The 18,273-nt window shown below is 51.7% G+C and carries 23 protein-coding genes; 19 read left to right on the top strand and 4 right to left on the bottom strand.

Translation table 11 applies throughout. The annotated features are described in order from the left end of the window. Positions 1–350: 350 nt before the first annotated feature. From AC15IQ_RS14235 to AC15IQ_RS14260, 6 genes are all read left to right on the top strand, one after another. A complete protein-coding gene (locus AC15IQ_RS14235; protein ID WP_483179986.1) occupies positions 351–617 on the top strand; it encodes an autorepressor SdpR family transcription factor in 267 nt (88 codons plus the stop codon). After that, positions 614–1,270, top strand: coding sequence for an SdpI family protein (locus tag AC15IQ_RS14240; RefSeq protein WP_483179987.1), 657 nt, complete (start codon positions 614–616; stop codon positions 1,268–1,270). The genes AC15IQ_RS14235 and AC15IQ_RS14240 overlap by 4 nt, the downstream gene beginning before the upstream one ends. Positions 1,271–1,483: 213 nt before the next feature. After that, positions 1,484–2,239 (top strand): Rossmann-like domain-containing protein, encoded by a 756-nt coding sequence (locus AC15IQ_RS14245; protein ID WP_483179989.1) that lies wholly within the window; start codon positions 1,484–1,486, stop codon positions 2,237–2,239. 382 nt (positions 2,240–2,621) lie between these two features. After that, complete coding sequence (locus AC15IQ_RS14250) at positions 2,622–3,965, top strand: S-layer homology domain-containing protein (RefSeq protein WP_483179990.1); 1,344 nt, start codon at positions 2,622–2,624, stop codon at positions 3,963–3,965. A 163-nt stretch (positions 3,966–4,128) separates the two neighbouring features. Continuing rightward, positions 4,129–4,857: a sigma factor gene (locus AC15IQ_RS14255; protein ID WP_483179992.1), complete on the top strand. Its 729-nt coding sequence runs from the start codon at positions 4,129–4,131 to the stop codon at positions 4,855–4,857. Next, the gene (locus AC15IQ_RS14260; protein WP_483179994.1) at positions 4,850–5,785 is read left to right on the top strand and encodes an anti-sigma-I factor RsgI family protein; all 936 of its coding nucleotides are present in this window, start codon (positions 4,850–4,852) and stop codon (positions 5,783–5,785) included. The genes AC15IQ_RS14255 and AC15IQ_RS14260 overlap by 8 nt, the downstream gene beginning before the upstream one ends. Positions 5,786–5,884: 99 nt before the next feature. Here AC15IQ_RS14260 and AC15IQ_RS14265 read toward each other — a convergent pair whose 3' ends face one another. Beyond that, positions 5,885–6,232 carry a rod-binding protein gene (locus tag AC15IQ_RS14265; protein WP_483179995.1) on the bottom strand — a complete coding sequence of 116 codons (348 nt, stop codon included), beginning with the start codon at positions 6,230–6,232 and terminating at the stop codon, positions 5,885–5,887. Positions 6,233–6,301: 69 nt separating this feature from the next. Beyond that, positions 6,302–7,087: a flagellar basal-body rod protein FlgG gene (gene flgG / locus AC15IQ_RS14270; RefSeq protein ID WP_483179997.1), complete on the bottom strand. Its 786-nt coding sequence runs from the start codon at positions 7,085–7,087 to the stop codon at positions 6,302–6,304. Between the two features lie 247 nt (positions 7,088–7,334). Here flgG and AC15IQ_RS14275 point away from each other — a divergent pair, with 247 nt between their 5' ends. Together AC15IQ_RS14275 and nrdR are read left to right on the top strand one after the other, a co-directional pair. Next, positions 7,335–7,625 carry a YlmC/YmxH family sporulation protein gene (locus tag AC15IQ_RS14275; RefSeq protein ID WP_483179999.1) on the top strand — a complete coding sequence of 97 codons (291 nt, stop codon included), beginning with the start codon at positions 7,335–7,337 and terminating at the stop codon, positions 7,623–7,625. Between the two features lie 80 nt (positions 7,626–7,705). Then, positions 7,706–8,158: a transcriptional regulator NrdR gene (gene nrdR / locus AC15IQ_RS14280; RefSeq protein WP_483180001.1), complete on the top strand. Its 453-nt coding sequence runs from the start codon at positions 7,706–7,708 to the stop codon at positions 8,156–8,158. Between the two features lie 189 nt (positions 8,159–8,347). Here the strand turns inward: nrdR and AC15IQ_RS14285 are convergent, their stop codons facing one another. After that, complete coding sequence (locus AC15IQ_RS14285; RefSeq protein WP_483180003.1) at positions 8,348–9,175, bottom strand: hypothetical protein; 828 nt, start codon at positions 9,173–9,175, stop codon at positions 8,348–8,350. Between the two features lie 35 nt (positions 9,176–9,210). Further along, positions 9,211–9,504: a hypothetical protein gene (locus AC15IQ_RS14290; RefSeq protein ID WP_483180005.1), complete on the bottom strand. Its 294-nt coding sequence runs from the start codon at positions 9,502–9,504 to the stop codon at positions 9,211–9,213. A gap of 50 nt (positions 9,505–9,554) precedes the next feature. Here AC15IQ_RS14290 and pgeF point away from each other — a divergent pair, with 50 nt between their 5' ends. From pgeF to AC15IQ_RS14345, 11 genes are all read left to right on the top strand, one after another. Next, positions 9,555–10,370 carry a peptidoglycan editing factor PgeF gene (gene pgeF, locus AC15IQ_RS14295; RefSeq protein WP_483180007.1) on the top strand — a complete coding sequence of 272 codons (816 nt, stop codon included), beginning with the start codon at positions 9,555–9,557 and terminating at the stop codon, positions 10,368–10,370. A gap of 8 nt (positions 10,371–10,378) precedes the next feature. After that, positions 10,379–11,104: a response regulator gene (locus AC15IQ_RS14300; RefSeq protein WP_483180010.1), complete on the top strand. Its 726-nt coding sequence runs from the start codon at positions 10,379–10,381 to the stop codon at positions 11,102–11,104. 13 nt (positions 11,105–11,117) lie between these two features. Next, positions 11,118–12,161 carry a sensor histidine kinase gene (locus AC15IQ_RS14305; protein ID WP_483180012.1) on the top strand — a complete coding sequence of 348 codons (1,044 nt, stop codon included), beginning with the start codon at positions 11,118–11,120 and terminating at the stop codon, positions 12,159–12,161. Between the two features lie 34 nt (positions 12,162–12,195). Then, on the top strand, positions 12,196–12,873 hold the full coding sequence (locus AC15IQ_RS14310) for a YggS family pyridoxal phosphate-dependent enzyme (RefSeq protein WP_483180014.1): 678 nt from the start codon (positions 12,196–12,198) through the stop codon (positions 12,871–12,873). 35 nt (positions 12,874–12,908) lie between these two features. Beyond that, positions 12,909–13,343, top strand: a complete 435-nt coding sequence (locus AC15IQ_RS14315) for a cell division protein SepF (protein WP_483180016.1) — start codon at positions 12,909–12,911, stop codon at positions 13,341–13,343. Continuing rightward, a complete protein-coding gene (proC, locus tag AC15IQ_RS14320; RefSeq protein WP_483180017.1) occupies positions 13,343–14,140 on the top strand; it encodes a pyrroline-5-carboxylate reductase in 798 nt (265 codons plus the stop codon). The genes AC15IQ_RS14315 and proC overlap by 1 nt, the downstream gene beginning before the upstream one ends. Positions 14,141–14,170: 30 nt before the next feature. Next, positions 14,171–14,428, top strand: a complete 258-nt coding sequence (locus AC15IQ_RS14325; protein WP_483180019.1) for a YggT family protein — start codon at positions 14,171–14,173, stop codon at positions 14,426–14,428. 51 nt (positions 14,429–14,479) lie between these two features. Then, positions 14,480–16,396 (top strand): peptidase U32 family protein, encoded by a 1,917-nt coding sequence (locus AC15IQ_RS14330; protein ID WP_483180021.1) that lies wholly within the window; start codon positions 14,480–14,482, stop codon positions 16,394–16,396. A gap of 259 nt (positions 16,397–16,655) precedes the next feature. After that, positions 16,656–17,153 (top strand): DivIVA domain-containing protein, encoded by a 498-nt coding sequence (locus AC15IQ_RS14335; protein ID WP_483180023.1) that lies wholly within the window; start codon positions 16,656–16,658, stop codon positions 17,151–17,153. Continuing rightward, positions 17,154–17,444 (top strand): DUF167 domain-containing protein, encoded by a 291-nt coding sequence (locus AC15IQ_RS14340; protein WP_483180025.1) that lies wholly within the window; start codon positions 17,154–17,156, stop codon positions 17,442–17,444. A gap of 387 nt (positions 17,445–17,831) precedes the next feature. After that, positions 17,832–18,242, top strand: coding sequence for an RrF2 family transcriptional regulator (locus tag AC15IQ_RS14345; protein WP_483180027.1), 411 nt, complete (start codon positions 17,832–17,834; stop codon positions 18,240–18,242). The last annotated feature ends 31 nt before the right edge of the window (positions 18,243–18,273 follow it).

Below are 18,273 nucleotides of genomic sequence, written 5' to 3' on the forward strand. Positions count from 1 at the left end.
GAAAGGGGGTCCGTCAGGGACAGTGGCTGAAAGTATGGGGTGTCCAATAACTGGTATTAGCATATGTAAACTTTATAAAATTATCGCCGATTTGCTGGATAACAGCAACGTATAAGACTCGTCTTAATGCTAAGACCCCGGATCGGTTGCGGCAGGTTTGGACAGGGGGAGATTTTTGCCACTTGCTGAAACCATACCCGTTGACCTCAGGCGAGTATCCAGCTATTGCCCGGCTTTTTTATGCACCTTACTGACACATATCCTAGCCTTATTATTGACAGCCGGAAATGATAGCCATTAAAATAATAATTAGAAGTTTAACTATATGTTTATGAAGGGGGGCCGTGGTAATGAATGGAGTCTTCCAAGCCCTGGCCGATCCGACCCGTCGCAGGATACTGGAAATGCTCCGCGAGGGTGGCATGACTGCCGGTGATATCGCGGCTCATTTCGATATGAGCCAGCCCTCCATCAGCCATCACCTCAAACTGCTCAGGACTGCTGAACTGGTCACTGCGGAGAGAGAGGGACAGTACATCAAGTACCACCTGAATTTATCGGTCCTGGAGGAAACCTTGCTGGGTTTCTACAACATATTGAGGGGGGCTAAGGCATGAATTCTAACCGAGGTGTTGCTTTTTGGCTTGCTTATATTGTTGCCATTCTGGCGGCAGGCTGGGTAGCCTGGGTTTACCCTGATCTGACTGGGAATTTTCCGATACACTGGAACACAGAAGGTATTCCCGACCGTTTCGCTCCAAAAAGCCAGTTGCTGTGGATGACGGCGCTGGTGGTGGGCATTCCTTTATTCATGGATCTGCTGCCTCGTTTTGACCCGCGCCGGAAGAACTATGATTATTTCAGCACCAGCTATCAGTATATGAAACTGGGCAGCACCGTTTTTATGGCCTTTATGTTGATATTGAGCATACAGACCGGACGCAGCCAGGAGCAGGTGTTGTCCACCCGGCACATGATGGTGGGCATGGGCTTGCTGTTCATGGTTTTGGGCAACTATATGACCAAGTTGCGCAGCAACTTCTTTGTAGGCATCAAAACCCCCTGGACGTTGTCATCTGATGAGGTGTGGAGAAAGACCCACCGCGTGGGAGGGTGGGGATTCTTCCTGGTGGGACTGCTGATTGCAGTAGCCGGATTCTTCCTGACTGGCAAGGCGCTTTTCTACCTGGTGATCGGCGCCATTATATTGCTCACAGCAGGAACGTACCTGTATTCCTACCTGCTTTACCGGAGCATAGGCAGTTCTTAATCGGCATACTAATAAAGCCAGCATACCAAAAAGGATCACCCCCACATGCATTTACTGGGGGTTATTTTTTGCGTTAATATTTTCCCAAAACTTATCATTAAAGTAATTATATTGCGTATACCTGCCATTAGATAATATCATTGATATAGACCCGCAACGGTCAGGGGGGAGGGATCGTCAGAACGGGCGCCAGAAGAGGAGTAAGATAAACATTTGGATCATGTTTGGGGAGTGATGTACATAATGCGAGTAAACGCTAATAGTGCTTTGCGTAAGTTGGTAGGGGAATATCCGGAATTAAAGGGCCAGCATGTAGAGATCAAGATCTACCAGCCTGCCAAATCGGGGGGAGGACGTTATGATCCCCTGACCAGCGGGAATGAGGTGCTTATTCAAGCCGAGATGGAGGGGGCTATTGGCCAGGTTTACACCTTCCACCCCCGTACCTTTTCCGGCACCGTGGACGCGGTAGCCAACCTGCCTGATGTCAATCCTTATTATTATCCCATGGTGGTGGCGGTATTGAATGCTGCTGCCCGCAAGGTGGGCTGCATCGAACAGAGTATTGAATGCAGCGGTGAAGGACCGGTACAATGTGCCCGCCATATCTGCCAGTTGCTGCAAGAGCGGCACGGGATATGCCGTATAGGTATGATGGGCTTTTTCCCTGAACTGCTGCAGCAAGCAGCGGATGTATTCGGGGCGGAAAATCTAGCCGTAATGGATTTAAACCCCAGCCATATCGGATCATTCATCAATGGGGTGGAGATCTGGGACGGGGACAAAGACTATGGCCCACTGCTGGATTTCGCCGATGTGCTCTTAATGAGCGGCACCAACCTGGTCAATCGCAAAGCTGACCAAATCCTGCAACAACTGGGAGACAAACCCTACTATCTATTCGGCACCACTGCGGCAAGCCTGGCCAAGGCCAATGGAATGCCGTGGCTGTGCCCCATGAGTAGCTGAACATAGCTAAATGGGAATAAATACCATAATGGCGACCGGGATGACTGTAATGGCAGTTTACCCCGGTTGTTTGGTTCTAGGGATAGGGCCGTTATGGTTGCCATTTTTACATCATCATCAGTTTTTCCTGGTTCTTACTACTGATGGGGGGAATAGGTCTGCTTTATTTGCTGTGTACGAATGCTGTAGCAGAGCTCATGCTATCAACAAGACCGGGCCACGGGTAATTTTGTTGGTCCGCCTATTGCTGTTGCATGTCGGGCTTGTTTACCATAATCCGGTCATGAATAATATGGCGCTGGTTTTCCTACCCCCGTTTATTCATGATCTCTGACGCAACTATATTCGAAACAAATAATCTATGTTAAGGAGGGTATACTCGGTGAAAAAGATAGCGATTCTGGTGTTGGCAGCATTTCTGCTCACTTTGCTTCCTGCGGCTGCCTTGGCCAAACCCGACCCCGATAAAGTGCAGGGCAACCAGGGGAATCATAAGCAGAAGTCATCTCAAAGCCAAATCAAAAAATCGGAGCCGCGTAACTACAGCTCTGGCAAAGACCGTTTTTGGGTTATTTTCGATGACATTAACGACAGCTGGGCCAATGTCTACATAATGAAAGCAGCCCGCAAAGGCCTGGTGGAAGGGTACATGGGTAAATACCAGCCCAATAAACCGGTCACCAACCTGGAACTGATCATAATGCTGGTCAGAGCCCTCGATAAAGATGGACAGCTTGACCTGGACGATGCTGATGTAGGCAAGTACGATTTGAAAAAGATCCCGGCTTGGGGTCAGCCCTATGTAGCGGCTGCAGTTGATTTCGGCTTAATCCTGCCTCAAGAGCTGAAGACCTTCAACCCGAATCAAGGCTGTAAGAGGGGGCAGGTAGCCCTATATGTAGCCCGTATTCTGGATGAGGATGCGAATGACCGGGACGATGATGAAGATATTGATTTTGACAGTGTCTCTGAAGATGTGGAGGAGATCATCGCCATTCTGGAGGGACTGGGCGACCTGGAAGATGACTATGCCGAGATAGAGGATGGTATCGATGCAATAATCGACGATCTGGAAGCATTCCTGGACCAGCTGGATGAAGCCGATGAAGCCGACCTGCCTGACCTGATCGCAGATTTCAAGGTCATTTCCAGGAGCCTGGGGGATATCATCGCTGATGCTGAGGATGCCGATTTGGATGAAGACATACTGGGCGAACTTAGCGATGCAGCCAAGCAGGCCAGCACGGTCAGGAGAGCCTTAACAGCATTCCGGGACATTGATAAGGACGACTCTTTTACAGATGACTACCTGATTCCGTATGAATTCAAATTTTCGGTTAAAAAGGTAAAACGCTTCCGCATCATGGTCGGCGATAATAATGGCTGCTTCAGCCCCATGCGGGTGGTCAAGCGCGATGAGATCGCCACTCTGTTAAGCCGCCTGACTGACCAGATACTCGGGGAATTCGATATCAGCTCGGTCAAAGGTACCCTTGATGTAGCTGACGAGGATGAAATCACCATCACCGACGAGGATGGAGACGAATTGACCTTTAATATCAGCGAAGACACCCGCATCACTTATAGGAAGCAGGCGGTTGACATTGAAGACCTGGCTGATTATGAAGGCTATGAAGTGGTAGTCGTCTATAATGGGGACGACGATGCCTCCACTATTAAAATCGTGGGCCGTGCCGCCGTCGATGATGACGATGACGAAGATTAAGAAACAGGACTAAATCCTGAAATTTTAGGATACAGGGCTCTTTGTAAAACTGGCATAATTGCGTATCACCCGGGCAGGATTCCTGCCCGGGGTGGTATTTTTTATCATGATTCAGCGCTGGTATGCTACCATTGAGCTTAGATCAATTCCAGGAGGACAGAAGATGTCCAACGCTGAACCGTCACAATTGGAGAAGATCACCGTATCGGTGTGGCAACGGTATAAAGCGGGCGATACCACTGCTATTGAAGACAGTTTCGATCAGATCATGCCCTTTTGCTTGCGGGTCTGCGCCCGTACCTGCGGACGCTATATTGACAGCAGTGATGAAGAAGCCAGCATCGCCAGGATGGCCATCCTGGAGGCCTTTGACAAATATGAACCCCAGCGCGGTAATATTTTGCTGTATTTGGGCTACGTGATTCGCAACCGCATCATAGACTACAAGCGCAGTGAGGAAAAGCGGCACTTCACCCCATTCTCGGCTTTTCAGAGTGAGCAGCACATCCCCGGGGCCCAGACCGTGGACTTGGCTGAGCAGATATTGGATGACCTGGCGCGCAAACAGGACCTGGACCGTTTCAAAGCGGTCATACAGTTGTATGATATAAAGCTGGAAGATCTGGTGAAAGGCAGTCCGCGCCAGAAAAAGACCTTGCAGGCAGCGATTTCCATAGCCGACAGAATAGCTTCTGATCAGGAGATGAGTACATATTTGCAGGAAAAGAAAATGATCCCCATCCGTATGCTGGAACAGCGCTGCAATGCCAGCCGCAAGATAATCGATCGTTACCGCAAGTTCATTATCGCCAGCACTATGATATTGATCCATGATATACAATGCCTGAGACCGTATTTGAGTGACCGGAAAGGAGGCGAGCAGCATGTCTAAAGCACAGGGTATAGTCCTTGAGTCAGGGCGTGGATGGGCTGTGATCATGAGTGAAGACGGTCGCTATCAAAAGGTTAAGTCGGCTCAGCCCCTATATGCGGGAGAATACTACTATGGCCGGCAGCGGCCAATGCTGCGCTATGGCATCGCCGCAGCGGTATTGCTGGCGCTCCTGGCCGGGACCGCAGACTTCTTTAATGTAGTCACCTATGCCTCACTTTCTCCCGGCATTGAACTGGGAATCAACCGCTGGGAGCGAGTGGTCTCGGTCAAGACCGAGGGTGACCAGGCCGCCCAGGTTATATCCCATCTGAATATAAGCGGTCAGCCTGCTGCAGCGGCAGTTGGAGCCGTCGTCGGTGAGATGGTGGCCCGGGAGCAGTTAGCTGAAAATGACAGCGGCAGTCTGCAAGTCACTGTGCACAGTAAAAAGAACGGAGAAAAGCTGAAGGAGCAGTATAAACAGAAGCTGGTCGCCAAGATCAGTGATTCAGTGGACCAGGCCCTAAAAGTCAATCAAAAGGTCAAGATAAAGGACGAAGTTATTGAAGAAAGGCTGCATATTCAGTACAAGACCACATCCTCCAACTCCAAGGGGCAAAACCAGGGCAACAGCAAGCAGAAAGCTGAACAGACTAATAGTTCCCGGAGCTTTATGAGAGAATACACCGAACCGGATAACAGGGCCTGGGTAAACAATGCCAACCCACGAGCAGCGGTTCCGGCATGGACAAAAGGCAACAATGACAAGAAAGATGATGATAAAAAGCAATTTTCGGGCAATAGCGGCAAAGTTCAAAAAAATCAGCAATCGAAAGCCAATTCGTCCAAGTATGAAAAGAAGTATAAATCGCCCTGGATGACCAACCAAGGCAAAACCGACTGGTCGAGACTTCGTTCTGGCTCTAAACAGAAAACATCCGACTAGGTAAGAGGCATGAAGAGGCATGGGGACGGTTCTTTTGCCTGTTCGAAGAACAGGCAAAGAACCGTCCCATACTCACAAATCCCATGCCTCCCCATGCCTCTATTTGCGGGTCAGCTGTTGGTAGATGATATCAGCCAATCCCAGCGATCCCTGGCGGCTGATGGTCTTGGCATACTCCTCATCCAGCATTGATTCAAAGGTCTCGGTGGCCATACCCCGGGTGATGAAATCACTGCGGGGGATGCTGGAGCGCATGGCCGACAAAAGGCGGTATACGAAAACACTTTCCAGGTCCTCGCAGGTCTGGCGCAGTTTTTTATCGTCTCGGGAGCGCATGGCATTCTGTAAAATGCGATCAAACTTGCCAGTCTGCTGCTGTTCCCGGCTGGCCTGGGCAGCGCTCATATTGGCAAAACCGTTGATCCCGGTGGGGCTTACCGTTGGCATAAACCTCGACCTCTCCTTTAGCGGCGTGTGTCACAGAACCGTCCCCCGTCACACCCCGTCACATCTTCTTTAGCGGCGCAGGTTGGTTGTTACCTGCAGCATCTCATCCACCGACTGAATCACTTTGGAGTTGATTTCATAGGCGCGCTGCGCCGTGATCAAGCTCACCATCTCCTCCACGATCTGCACATTGGAAGATTCCAGATAACCTGCTTCCAGAGTTATAGTGCTGTCCTCCTCCGGATCCCAATCCACCGCCTCGCCGGCGATGTCAGTAGCCCGGTACAAGTTGCCGCCGACCTTCTCCAGGCCTGACGGATTCATAAAGGTGACCAGTTCCAACTGGCCTGCTTCCAGGATCTCATCCGAGCCGGAGGCTTTATAAGTGACCCGGCCGTCCTTTTCCACAGTAACACTGTAGGCACCGGGTTCCATAGCATCCACTCCTGAGAGCAGATAACCCGCGCTAGTCACCAGATTGCCTTCAGCATCCAGTTTAAAAGCGCCGTCACGGGTATATAGCTCCTCATCACCGCTGGCCAAGACTCTAAAATACGCATTGCCACCTGAAATAGCCACATCCAGCGGATTGCCGGTGGGCTGCAAGTTGCCCTGTCCGTTCATGATATCGATGGTAGCAGGGCGTACCCCCATACCAACCGCAATGCCAACCGGTTCAATTAGCTCGTCGCTTACCACGGGGCGTTTTAAGGTTTGGTAGAGCAGGTCCTGAAACTCCACCCGCTGCCGCTTATAGCCAGTAGTGTTTACATTGGCGATATTGTGGGCCAGGGTGTCCACATTGAGCTGCTGCGCATACATGCCCGTACTGGCAGTATAGAGGGACCTCATCATAGTGGGTTGCCTCCTTGCAATGATTGAATTTATTAATGACGATCAGAATGCACCTCGGTCGTTCGGTGCGCAGATGGGCTTCTCGGGTGAGTCCAGCCCATAGCTAAAACACTTATTCTACATCTATATCGGCAAATCGGCGCATAAACTTTAACAGAGAATTTGTCCACCTAAGGGTGTACAGAATAGCAACTTTTTTCCTCTGTTCTCATATATTAAAGAACATACAGATATTGAGGTGTGATCCATGATAAAAATTTCAGACCTGCGTACCCGAGACGTGATCAATGTGGTGGACGGCAAAAAGCTGGGCAACATAATCGACATTGACCTGGACCTGGAGAATGGCCGTGTGCTGGGTTTGATTATGCCCGGCCACAGCCGGGGTTTCCACATATTCTCCCGCCGCGAGGAGGTAACCGTGCCCTGGCATAAAATAGTACGCATTGGACGCGATGTTATCCTGGTGGAGGTCCCGGTGGCCAATGAGATAGACGGCTATCGCCGCGACTACCGCATCGATGATGAGCGCTACTAAATGATATATAAAGTTGAATTCCCCGCCCTTTTTGGCGATAATAAGAGCAATAAGCGGCACGTCTAAAGGGGGAAGAGGATTTGAGATGCCCCTATTGCCAGGATTTTGAAAGCAGGGTGGTGGATTCCCGGGCCAGCGATGACGGGACTTCGATTCGTCGCAGGCGGGAATGCAATGCTTGCAAGCGCCGCTTTACCACTTATGAGCGCATTGAAGAGCGGCCTCTGGTGGTGGTCAAGAAGGACGGCAGCCGCGAACAATTCAATCGTGACAAACTTCTGGCCGGCATCACCCGGGCCTGTGAGAAAAGACCGGTCAGCATGGAGGATATCGAAAACCTGGTGGCAGCCCTGGAGAGGGAACTGCGGGACGAGTACGAGCGCGAGGTGAGCAGCCAGATCATCGGGGAACGGGTGATGCAGCGTCTGCAGGCCCTGGATGAGGTAGCCTATGTGCGTTTTGCCTCGGTGTACCGCCAGTTCGCGGATTTAAACAGCTTTATCAAGACTATTGAGCAGTTGAAGAATCGATAGCATACCGCAGGGCGTTCCAATCGCAAGGTGGGGGACGTCTTTTTGTTTGGGGTTTTAGCTAGAATTCCTATGAAGTATGGCTACGACACCATCCCCCTCCCGGCTCTACAGGTATAGGCGGGATCTGGCACGTCATCACAGGGTTTTTCACACGGTCTGACGTCCCGATTTAACCGATGTAATCCGGTGTCATCGCAAATAGGCGGTGAGGGCTTCGATCACCATCGGCAGGGGGAAGCTTTTTTCCTCAATGCGGGTTGAAGGACGTCCGTAGAGATACATGGAATCGTCATAAGGGCCGGTCTCGCGGCGGCCCTGCTCTATATTGGGCACATCTTTGAGCCAGCGCCAGGCTGAGGAGCGGGGCAGATGGAAGACGAAACGGTAGTTGCCTATGGCCACTATGAACTCGAAGAGAGAATAATACTCGGGTTCTACCGATTGTACAAAGCATTTTGGACAGCGATGTCCCTTTTTTAAGTATTCCACAAAGGAAAGCCCCGCGCTGCGAGCCGAGTCTTTGCAGTCGTCGCACAGCCAGATGCGCTCCCGATCCGGACCCAACAGGTAGCGCACCTGTATCAAATCCGGGTTATCCCGCCACATTTTTCTGATCACCCGGTTCTTAAGGCTGTACAGTTCCCGGCTCTGCTCAGCATAGCGTTTGGCATAATGGTTAAGATGAAACAGATAGAAAGACACCCGCAAGACGGTTTCGGCGGGCTGGCCCTCGATGCTGGCCAAAAAACGGTCATAGTGGCGTATAGCCCGGAGCACCTTGCTGAAACGGACGGTGCTGACGCCGCGGCTGCCGAGGCGGTTTTTCTTATCCTGCAGGTCGGCCAGGGCGGAATAGATGTCGGCTGCTTGCACATCCTTTTCGTCAAAAAGGTAGCTCATGCCGCCATTGGCGTTGCGCGATACCCTGGAAATCTGCAGGTAGCCATATTCCATCAATTCATGCACCTGGCGATTGTTAAGTTGGTAGCGGCGGGCCACCTCGCTGATGGTAAGCACAACGGGCACCTTCCTAAACTAGAGTAATAGTACTGTCAGGGCTGATCTTCAGGGTCAGGCAGCGGATCGTTCTCGAGCTGCTCTGGCACCGGTTCTAAGAGCTTTAAGGCTTCTTCTTCCCATTGGCTGGGCACCTGAATGACAGTCTCGGCATACGGGCCCACCGTCAGGGGTATCTGGGAAATGGTATGGCGCTGCAGACGATACGGTATTTCCTGTGATCTTAACAGGCTTTCAATTATAATGTCATCAGGAGGACAGACCCGCATCAGGGTCACCCAGACCAAAGCCTTACCGTCCTCTTTTTTCGGGGGAACGGAGTGATTCATCACACCCACCTCCATATGCCTATTGTACGCGAAAGAGGGAGGTAGAACAAATGAACCGCTGGACCTGGCAACAATTACATGACCTGGAGTATGTGACCGTGCCGTCCTGGCAGGAACAGGGAGCCCAAATGGTATTCACCGCCCGCAGCGGCGGCGGCAGTCGTCCGCCTTATCATAGTCTCAACCTGGGCTTGCATGTTGGCGATGTTGATGAGGTTGTGCTTGAAAACCGCCGGCGGATGATGAAGATCTTTGAAGCCGGGCTGGAGGATATGGTTTCCTGCCAGCAGGTGCATGGCAATGCGGTGGGGGTGGTCAAAGCAGAGCAGCGCGGCCAGGGGGCAATGAGCGACCAGACTAGCATCACCGGCTTAGATGGGATGATCACCGATCAGCCCGGTCTGATATTGGCCACCTTTTATGCTGACTGCATCCCGTTATTGTTTTTTGATCCGGCGCGGCAGGTGGTGGCTACAGCTCACAGCGGCTGGAAAGGCACCTATTTGCGCATCGCTGAAAAAACCGTTGCCGCCATGGTCAAGAAAATGGGCTCTTGCCTGGAAAATATACAGGTCTTTGTCGGTCCCGGTATCGGGGCTTGCTGTTATCGCATCCAGTCTGAGCTGTTATACAAAGTTATAGATGGATTTAGTGATTTTAGTGATATAATTTATGAGGACGAAGTGGGCTATACTTGGGATCTTAAAGCTACCAACGAACAGATCCTGATGGGGGCGGGGATCCCCGCGGATAATATCATCACCTGCCCCCTGTGCACGGCCTGTGATGCCGGACGCTTTTTCTCCTATCGCCGCGATGGAGGCGTGACCGGTCGCATGGGTGCAGCCATAGCTTTGAGAAAATAGGAGTTGCTATGCAAAACACCAAGATTCTGGTTGTCGATGACGAAACCTATATAGTGGAGCTGGTCAAGTTCAACCTGGAGAAGGAAGGCTACCGGGTGGTTTTAGCTTACGATGGCCTCAGCGCATTGCAGATGGTGAAAAGTGAGCAGCCCGACCTGATCATTTTAGATATTATGCTTCCCAATATGGATGGACTGGAAGTGTGCCGCACCCTCAAGCTGAACCCTGAGTACAACAGCATTCCCATAATCATGCTGACCGCCAAAGGCGAGGAGTTCGACACCGTGCTGGGTTTGGAAATGGGTGCCGACGATTATATCAAGAAACCCTTCAGTCCCCGCGAGATGATCGCCCGGGTCAAAGCCCGCTTGCGCGCTTTAAGGATCCTGCAGGATGAGAAGGCCATGGGCGAAAAGGTCTATGTATATAAGGACCTCCTGGTGATACCGGAGAAATATGAAGCCTTCATGGGGGAGAAAAAATTGGAACTCACCCCCAAAGAGTTTGAACTGTTATCATTGATGATATCCAATCAGGGTCGGGTCTTTACCCGTGAGGCCCTGTTGGAAAAAGTGTGGGGCTACGAGTATTCCGGGGATACCCGCACCGTAGACGTCCACATCCGTCATCTGCGCCAGAAGCTCAGCGACGATTCCAGCTACCCGGATTACATCGAGACGGTGCGTGGGGTCGGTTACCGCTTTACCGAGGACAAATCGTCTATTTCTATATAGAGGAATTGGTATCATGTCTACGGCATTGAATCAGCCTAAAATCCAAGCGATTCTGACCAGCCTGGTGGAGGGGGTCATCATACTCGACCTGGATGGTCGGGTAATTGTGGCCAATCATGTCGCCGAGCGCATCTTTCATACTCCCCGGGGAGCCCTGGTGGGCAAAAATATGCAAGCCATCAGCCCAAACAACGGGGAGCTGGTGGCAATGGTAGATGAAGCCGTGTCAGGCGGAAAAGAGACCTTCGCTGAGACCATGCTCGGTACTCATAATCAGGTCTACCGGGTGGTGGTCCGGCCGGTCAAAGATGATTCGGGGCAGATGGAAGGCACGGTAGTGGTATTTCACGACGTGACTGACATCCGCAATTTTGCGCAGGTGAGGTCGGAGTTTGCGGGCAATGTTTCCCATGAACTGCGCACCCCGCTGACTTCGATCAAGGGATTCGTGGAGACGCTCTTAGACGGGGCGATGGCTAATGCCGACACCTGTCGGCGCTTCCTCAACATCATCGATGCTGAGACTGACCGTTTAAGCCGGCTCATCGAAGACCTGCTGACACTGTCCTCCATCGAGTCCAAGGAGAAACTTATCTCACCCAAACCGGTCAACCTGGCTCAATCCATCCGCACGGTGATAAACATGCTGGGTCCGCAGATCAGTGAGAAGGACTTGATGGTCAAGTTCATTTACCCGCCCGATATGCCCTGTGTGCATGCTGACGAAGATCTGTTGGGGCAGGTATTGATCAACTTGTTGGATAATGCCATCAAATACACCCCTGTCCGCGGTGTGGTCACCATGCGCTGCCGGGAGCGTGAAAGCCGTATCGTGATAACCGTCACCGACACCGGGGTAGGAATCCCCGAGGAAAGCATCCCTCGGGTGTTCGAGCGCTTCTACCGGGTGGACAAGGCCCGCACCCGCAGTCAAGGCGGCACCGGGCTGGGGCTTTCCATAGTCAAGCACATTGTTGAGTCCCATGGCGGGCAGGTTTTTGTAAAGAGTGAAGTGGGCAAAGGCTCTACTTTCGGAGTCTGTTTCCTGACGGTTTAATAGTCCGTGATATACCGAGGAAGGGAGTGCGGTGGTGGGTATAGCAGAAAATATTAACCAAATTCAGCATAGAATCGCCCAGGCCGCGCATCGCTCTGGACGCGATCCCTCAGCAATAACCCTGATCGCGGTCAGCAAGACCGTAGGACTGGAGGCGGTGGAAAAAGCCCTGGCCGCCGGGTTGAATCATTTCGGTGAGAACCGTACTCAGGAATTGAAATATAAACATAGCCATTTTCCCGCAGTCTATTGGCATATGATCGGCAGGCTGCAGACCAACAAGGCCAAGGATGTGGTCGGTAAGGCGGTTTTGATCCATTCCCTGGATCGCTGGTCTCTGGCTGAAGAATTAGATCGGCGCGGGGCTTTGCTGCAGACCCCGGTCCACACCTTGCTGCAGGTCAGTCTGGCCGGGGAGGAGCAGAAAGCCGGAGTATTGACCACGGATATCGAGCAATTCTTACAGTCCGTAGGGCAGTTGAAGTGGCTCCAGATCAGGGGGCTGATGACCATGGCCCCTCTGTCGGAAGATTCCGAAAAATCTCGGCCATTCTTTAAAGAATTGCATGAAATATATCGATGCTATAAACGTAGGACTTACCAGAATGTGGAGATGCACCACCTTTCCATGGGAATGTCTCAGGATTTCGAGGTTGCCATCGAGGAAGGGGCCACCATGATTCGGGTGGGTACTGCGCTGTTTGGGGAGTAAATTTTGTGAGTAATCGGACGAAGGAGGCATTATATATGGGTAAAATGAACAAGTTGTGGAATTGGCTTGGCCTGGAGGCTGAGGAAGTCCGGGAAGAGATCATCGAAATGCCTGAAGTTGCCGAGGATAATCTGCGCAGTAGCAGCATATCTAATGTAGTGAGCATACATACCAACAAGACCATGAAAGTGGTAGTCTGTGAACCGGAGAGCTTTGATGAGGTGCAGGTATTGGCCGACCATCTGAAGAACCGCAAACAGGTGATCATGAATTTTGAGAATACCCCTAAGGAATTGTCGCAGCGCATCCTTGATTTTGTGAGCGGTACTACTTACGCCTTGGACGGCAACAGCCAGCAATTAGGCCAGCATGTATTCATCTTCACCCCCAGCAATGTGGAGATTTCCAGGGATGCTCGCCTTATGATGCGCAAGCACGGCATGAGCAGCATTTTCGGGGGTGACAAATAGTGCCCCAAAAACTAGCTATTATCGGCTGCGGCAAAATGGCTTATGCTATTATGAAGGGGCTGGATCGTCAGGCTTATGCGGCAGTATATTGCCATGATATTAACCCCGCCCGCAGCGCCTTATTTGAGACTGAGTTTCAAGCTACAGCCTGCTCGCTGTGTGAGACCATCGATGCCGCCGAAGTAATAATATTGGCAGTCAAACCCCAGCACATGCAGCAGGTGATGCAGACCAGTGACGGACGCTGGAACAAGGATAAGCTATTGATATCGGTTTTGGCCGGGGTCAAGACCGAATCTCTGGAAAAAGCTAGCGGCGGTCAAACCGCAGTGATCAGAGTAATGCCCAACACCCCCTGCCTGGTAGGTGAGGGGATATCAGCCCTTTGTCCGGGGAAACTGGCAACGCCGATACAGATGCAAATCGCGCGGGATATTTTTGCTCAATTGGGTTCTGCGGTAACAGTGGAAGAAAAACTGATGGACGCTGTCACTGCCGTATCGGGCAGTGGACCAGCTTATGTGTTCCTGGCAGTCGAAGCCATGATCAATGCCGCAGTCAATGTAGGCTTGGACGCGGTTTTATCGCGGGAATTGGTGATCGAGACCTTTAAAGGCAGCCTGGCCATGCTGGAAGCCGAGAACTTGCATCCAGCCATCTTGCGGGAACAGGTGTGTTCTCCAGGAGGAACTACCATCGCCGGGGTACGGCAGTTGGAGGGCAATGGTCTGCGCAAAGCCTTTTTTGACGCTGTTGAAAAAGCTTACCAGCGCTCCATAGAGCTGGGCAATCAATAGAAGACGGGAGAGAACACTTTGTTTGGCATATTGATAGAAATCGTGAATATCGCCTGCAGCGTATTGATTTGGCTGGTTATTATACGCTGTATTTTATCATTCGTACCCCATAATCCATATCAATCCATCATTCGTTTCATTTATGAGGTCACAGAACCGATCATGGCTCCCTTCCGGCGAATTGTACCACCGCTGGGAGCCCTGGATATATCACCCATTGTGGTAGTTATTGCATTAGAATTGCTGCGCTGGGCATTGATACATACCTTATCGGCACTGAGGTTCTAAAACAAGACGGGCGCCCAATACAGCTGCGCATAGCCGGTGGTCACCGGCTAAATGGCGTTTCTTAAAGGAGTGGAAGCTAATATCATGCATGAACTGGAACTATTGGCCCCGGCCGGAAAATGGGATGTCTTAGAGGCAGTGGCCGAAGCAGGGGCTGACGCTGTATATTGCGGGGATAAGCGCTTCAATATGCGCATGCTCAGACCTGATTTTAACTTTACTCGTGAAGAACTACAAGATGCGGCCTCATACCTGCATCAGCAGGACAAGAAATTGTATGTAACGGTGAACAACCTGTACTGTGACCGGGAAATCGATGAACTGCGCAAATACCTGCAGTTTCTGCAGGATATCGGGGTCGACGGCATGATTGTTCAGGACCTGGCAGTGGTCGCCCTGGTTCAGGAGATGGGCCTTACCGTGCCTATGCATGCCAGTGTACAAATGGGTATCAGCAATGTGCAGGCGGTCAGATTCCTGGAGGAACAGGGGTTTGCCCGCGCGATTCTCTCCAACAGCCTTTCCCTGGCTGAAATCAAGGACATTCATTGCGGCAGTGACCTCACCCTGGAGTTTTTCGCCCATGGGGACATGTGCATCTCCCATACCGGGCAGTGCTACATGAGCAGCTTTATCAGCGGGGCCAGCAGCAACCGCGGTCGCTGCGTCAAACCGTGCCGCTGGTTGTACCGCCTCAGCGGTACCAGCGCCGACCCGGAGGAGTATGCTTACCACATCACCCACAACGATCTCATGGTATACCCATACCTGCGTGAATTGGTGCAGGCCGGGGTATATTCCTTTAAGATAGAAGGCCGTATGCGTGAAGCCAGCTATCTGACCGGACTGATAGCTGTGTATCGCCAGGCCCTGGATCGGCTGAAACAGGATCCCAACGCCCAGCCTGACCAGACTGAAGAGCAGCACCTAGTCAACCGGCGCTTGCGCGACCTGAGCACAGGGAGCCTCCTGGAAAGGCCCAACCGCACCTCGATAGGGCTGGATGGTACCCGCGAGTTCTTCCGCCCCACTGAGTGTCGGCCTCTGTTGCGCCTCAAGGCTCAGGATTATGAGCTCAAATTGATGGTCGCTCCGGCACAACTATCCTTGCGGGTCAAGATCACCAGCCTGGACCAGCTAATCGCTCTGCAGGGCAGCGGGGTCAAAGAAGTGATAGTGGGAATGGACACAATGCGCCAAGAGGGCACGCTTTGGAACCGTTATCAGTTCAAAGTCTTGTTCGCCCAGGCAGCCGAACAAGGAATTGACATTTACCTGGAGACCCCCCGGATCGTCACCCAGGAAGATTTGGAGGGGCTGGAGGATAAACTGCGGCAATGGCAGGACTTTCCCTGGAAAGCAGCCATCGCCAATGATTTCGGGGCCTGGAAGCTGGCGCAACAGCTGGGCATGGAAATTGAAGCCGGCTACGGTTTGAACGTCACCAACTATGAGAACGCCAGCTGGCTGGTCAAATTGGGCGCTACCCGAGTGAACGCCTCTCTGGAAACCGATAAAGACAGCCTCACCGCCCTGGGACAGTTGGGCGAAAAAATGGAAGTGCTGGTGCAAGGTCCATTGTGTGGCATGATCAGCGACTACTGCATGGCCTGCAGCTGGAGTGATGATAAACTAGAAGGGTGTGCAATTCATTGCCTGGAACCGGATTATGGTCTGTGGGATGCCTGTGGGCAATTCTATCGCATCAGAACCGATTGGCAATGCCGCAATCATATATATTTCCCCCATGAACTGGCCCTATTGACCCGCCTACCGGGGATGGCTGCGTCAGGCCTCAGGCGCTTGCGCATGGACGGTCAGTTCTATGCTCCGGAATTGTTGAGAAAGGTGACCGATATCTACCAGCAGGCCATAAATGACCTGGCCGAAGGGCAATGGGAGCAGGAAGACGCATTCGCCCAGTTGCTGGAACTTTTCCCGGCAGGCCTGACCGTCCGCCAATTATAAGGGGGAGAGGGTGCCGGTTCTTTTAGTCACCGAAGCCTGCTTCCGTCCAGGTTAGCAGTGCGGCCATGGGTGCGGGGCGATTGAGCCAGGCCGCGGCATATTGTGGGTGGGAAGCCCACTAGTCACCAGGAGTACGGCTCTTTTGCCCCACCGCAGTATCCACATTTGTTCCCAAATAGTGGTAAAGATCCCTGCATATCCCGAAATATGACGGCATGTCCTGGAGTAGGATAATATCCTGAGATAGGAGGGCGGTTTGATGATCACATCTATGGAAATACGCAACCAGCAGTTCCACAAGGTCATGCGCGGCCTCAAAGAAGAGGAGGTACGTAATTTCCTGTCCCAAATAGCGCAGGACTATGAGAAGCTTTTCGCCGAAAACGCCACCCTGCGTGATCAGATCCAAAAGCTGGAGTTCGAGATATCCAAATACCGCAAGATGGAAGAGACCATGAACAACAGCCTCATCCTGGCACAGCAGACCGCCGAAGATCTGAAACAGAACGCTCGCCGCGAAGCTGCCCTGATGCTGAGCGAATCCAAACAGAAGATCGCCCAGATGTTAAACATCTACCAGGATGTGATAAAGCGCCTTAATGTCTATAGTGCAGAACTCAAAGCCCAACTGGGCGGGCAGATGGAGATGTTGGACAAGAGCCAGAAGCGCTTCGAGGAACTGGCCGAATTTTTCTACGGCAAAGACCTCAAAGAGGTCTTGGAAAGCCTGGAGGCTGTCAAAATGGAGGAAGTATAGGTGCTGAACATCAGTCACACCCGGGAAGGCCTGCGCCTGGAGGTTCTCGTCCAGCCGCGTTCCTCCAGAAACCAGATCGTGGGTGAGTTCCAGGGAGCCTTAAAGGTCAAACTAACCGCACCTCCGGTGGAGGGTGAAGCCAATCAAGCCTTATTGGCTTACCTGTCTCAGCACTTGAAGCTGGCCAAAAGCCAACTGCGTCTGGCCCGGGGGGAGTCCTCGCGCCACAAAAGCATTGTTATCAAAGGCCTCAGCCAGGAAGAACTCCTTACCCGACTGGGTATGAAATAAATCCTGCGTTCCTTCATGCACTCATTCACCTCACAAGGCTCCAAATCGACCCATAATCCCCACTCGCATAACGCTAAAGTTGACATCTGTCCCTCACTCCCCAACCCTTGCTTCTAAAAGCAAATAAGAAAAGCGACATCGGTCAATAGAGAGTTTTGCATAACCAGCCTTTCTTGTATTGTCTAAAGTAATTATGATTGTCATCCTGAGGCGAAGCCGAAGGCTCTAAAGATTCCTCGCATACCATAAGAATGGCATAATTGGCATTTTCTAATTATGAGCAACACTCAATATTCTGCTTGTCAAACACAGCAAGCCTATTCTATAATTTAAAACATAACAAACAGGATAAATATTATCCACATTACAAAAAGGGAGCCGACCGTCATGCACATAACCAGACAGGCTGAATACGCCATCAAAATAATGCTGGAGCTGGCGAAAAATCCGGCTGGTTCCGTATTACCGAGTAAGCTCATCGCCGAACGCCAGGGAATTCCAGAGGATTTCCTGAAGAAAACCGTACATCTGCTGGCCTTGCAGGGTCTGGTAGCCACTCAGCGTGGGGTGCAGGGCGGGGTACGGCTGGGCAAATCGGCCGGAGAGATTACTATAGCGGATATAATCGCCGCGGTAGAAGGGCCTCTGGCTCTAAATGTCTGCCTGGAATCCGGCTTTGATTGCCCCAATAGATCCACCTGCCCGGTGCACCGCGTCCTTGCCAGAGGTCAGGCCGCTTTAATAAGGGAATTGAACCGTGAAAGCTTATTGGATTTATTGCAGCCTGACGCGGAATAATGTCTATATATGCACAAAAGTGGACAATAAG

Source organism: Syntrophomonas sp. DTU019, assembly GCA_913757435.1.
Lineage (GTDB): Bacteria > Bacillota > Syntrophomonadia > Syntrophomonadales > Syntrophomonadaceae > DTU019.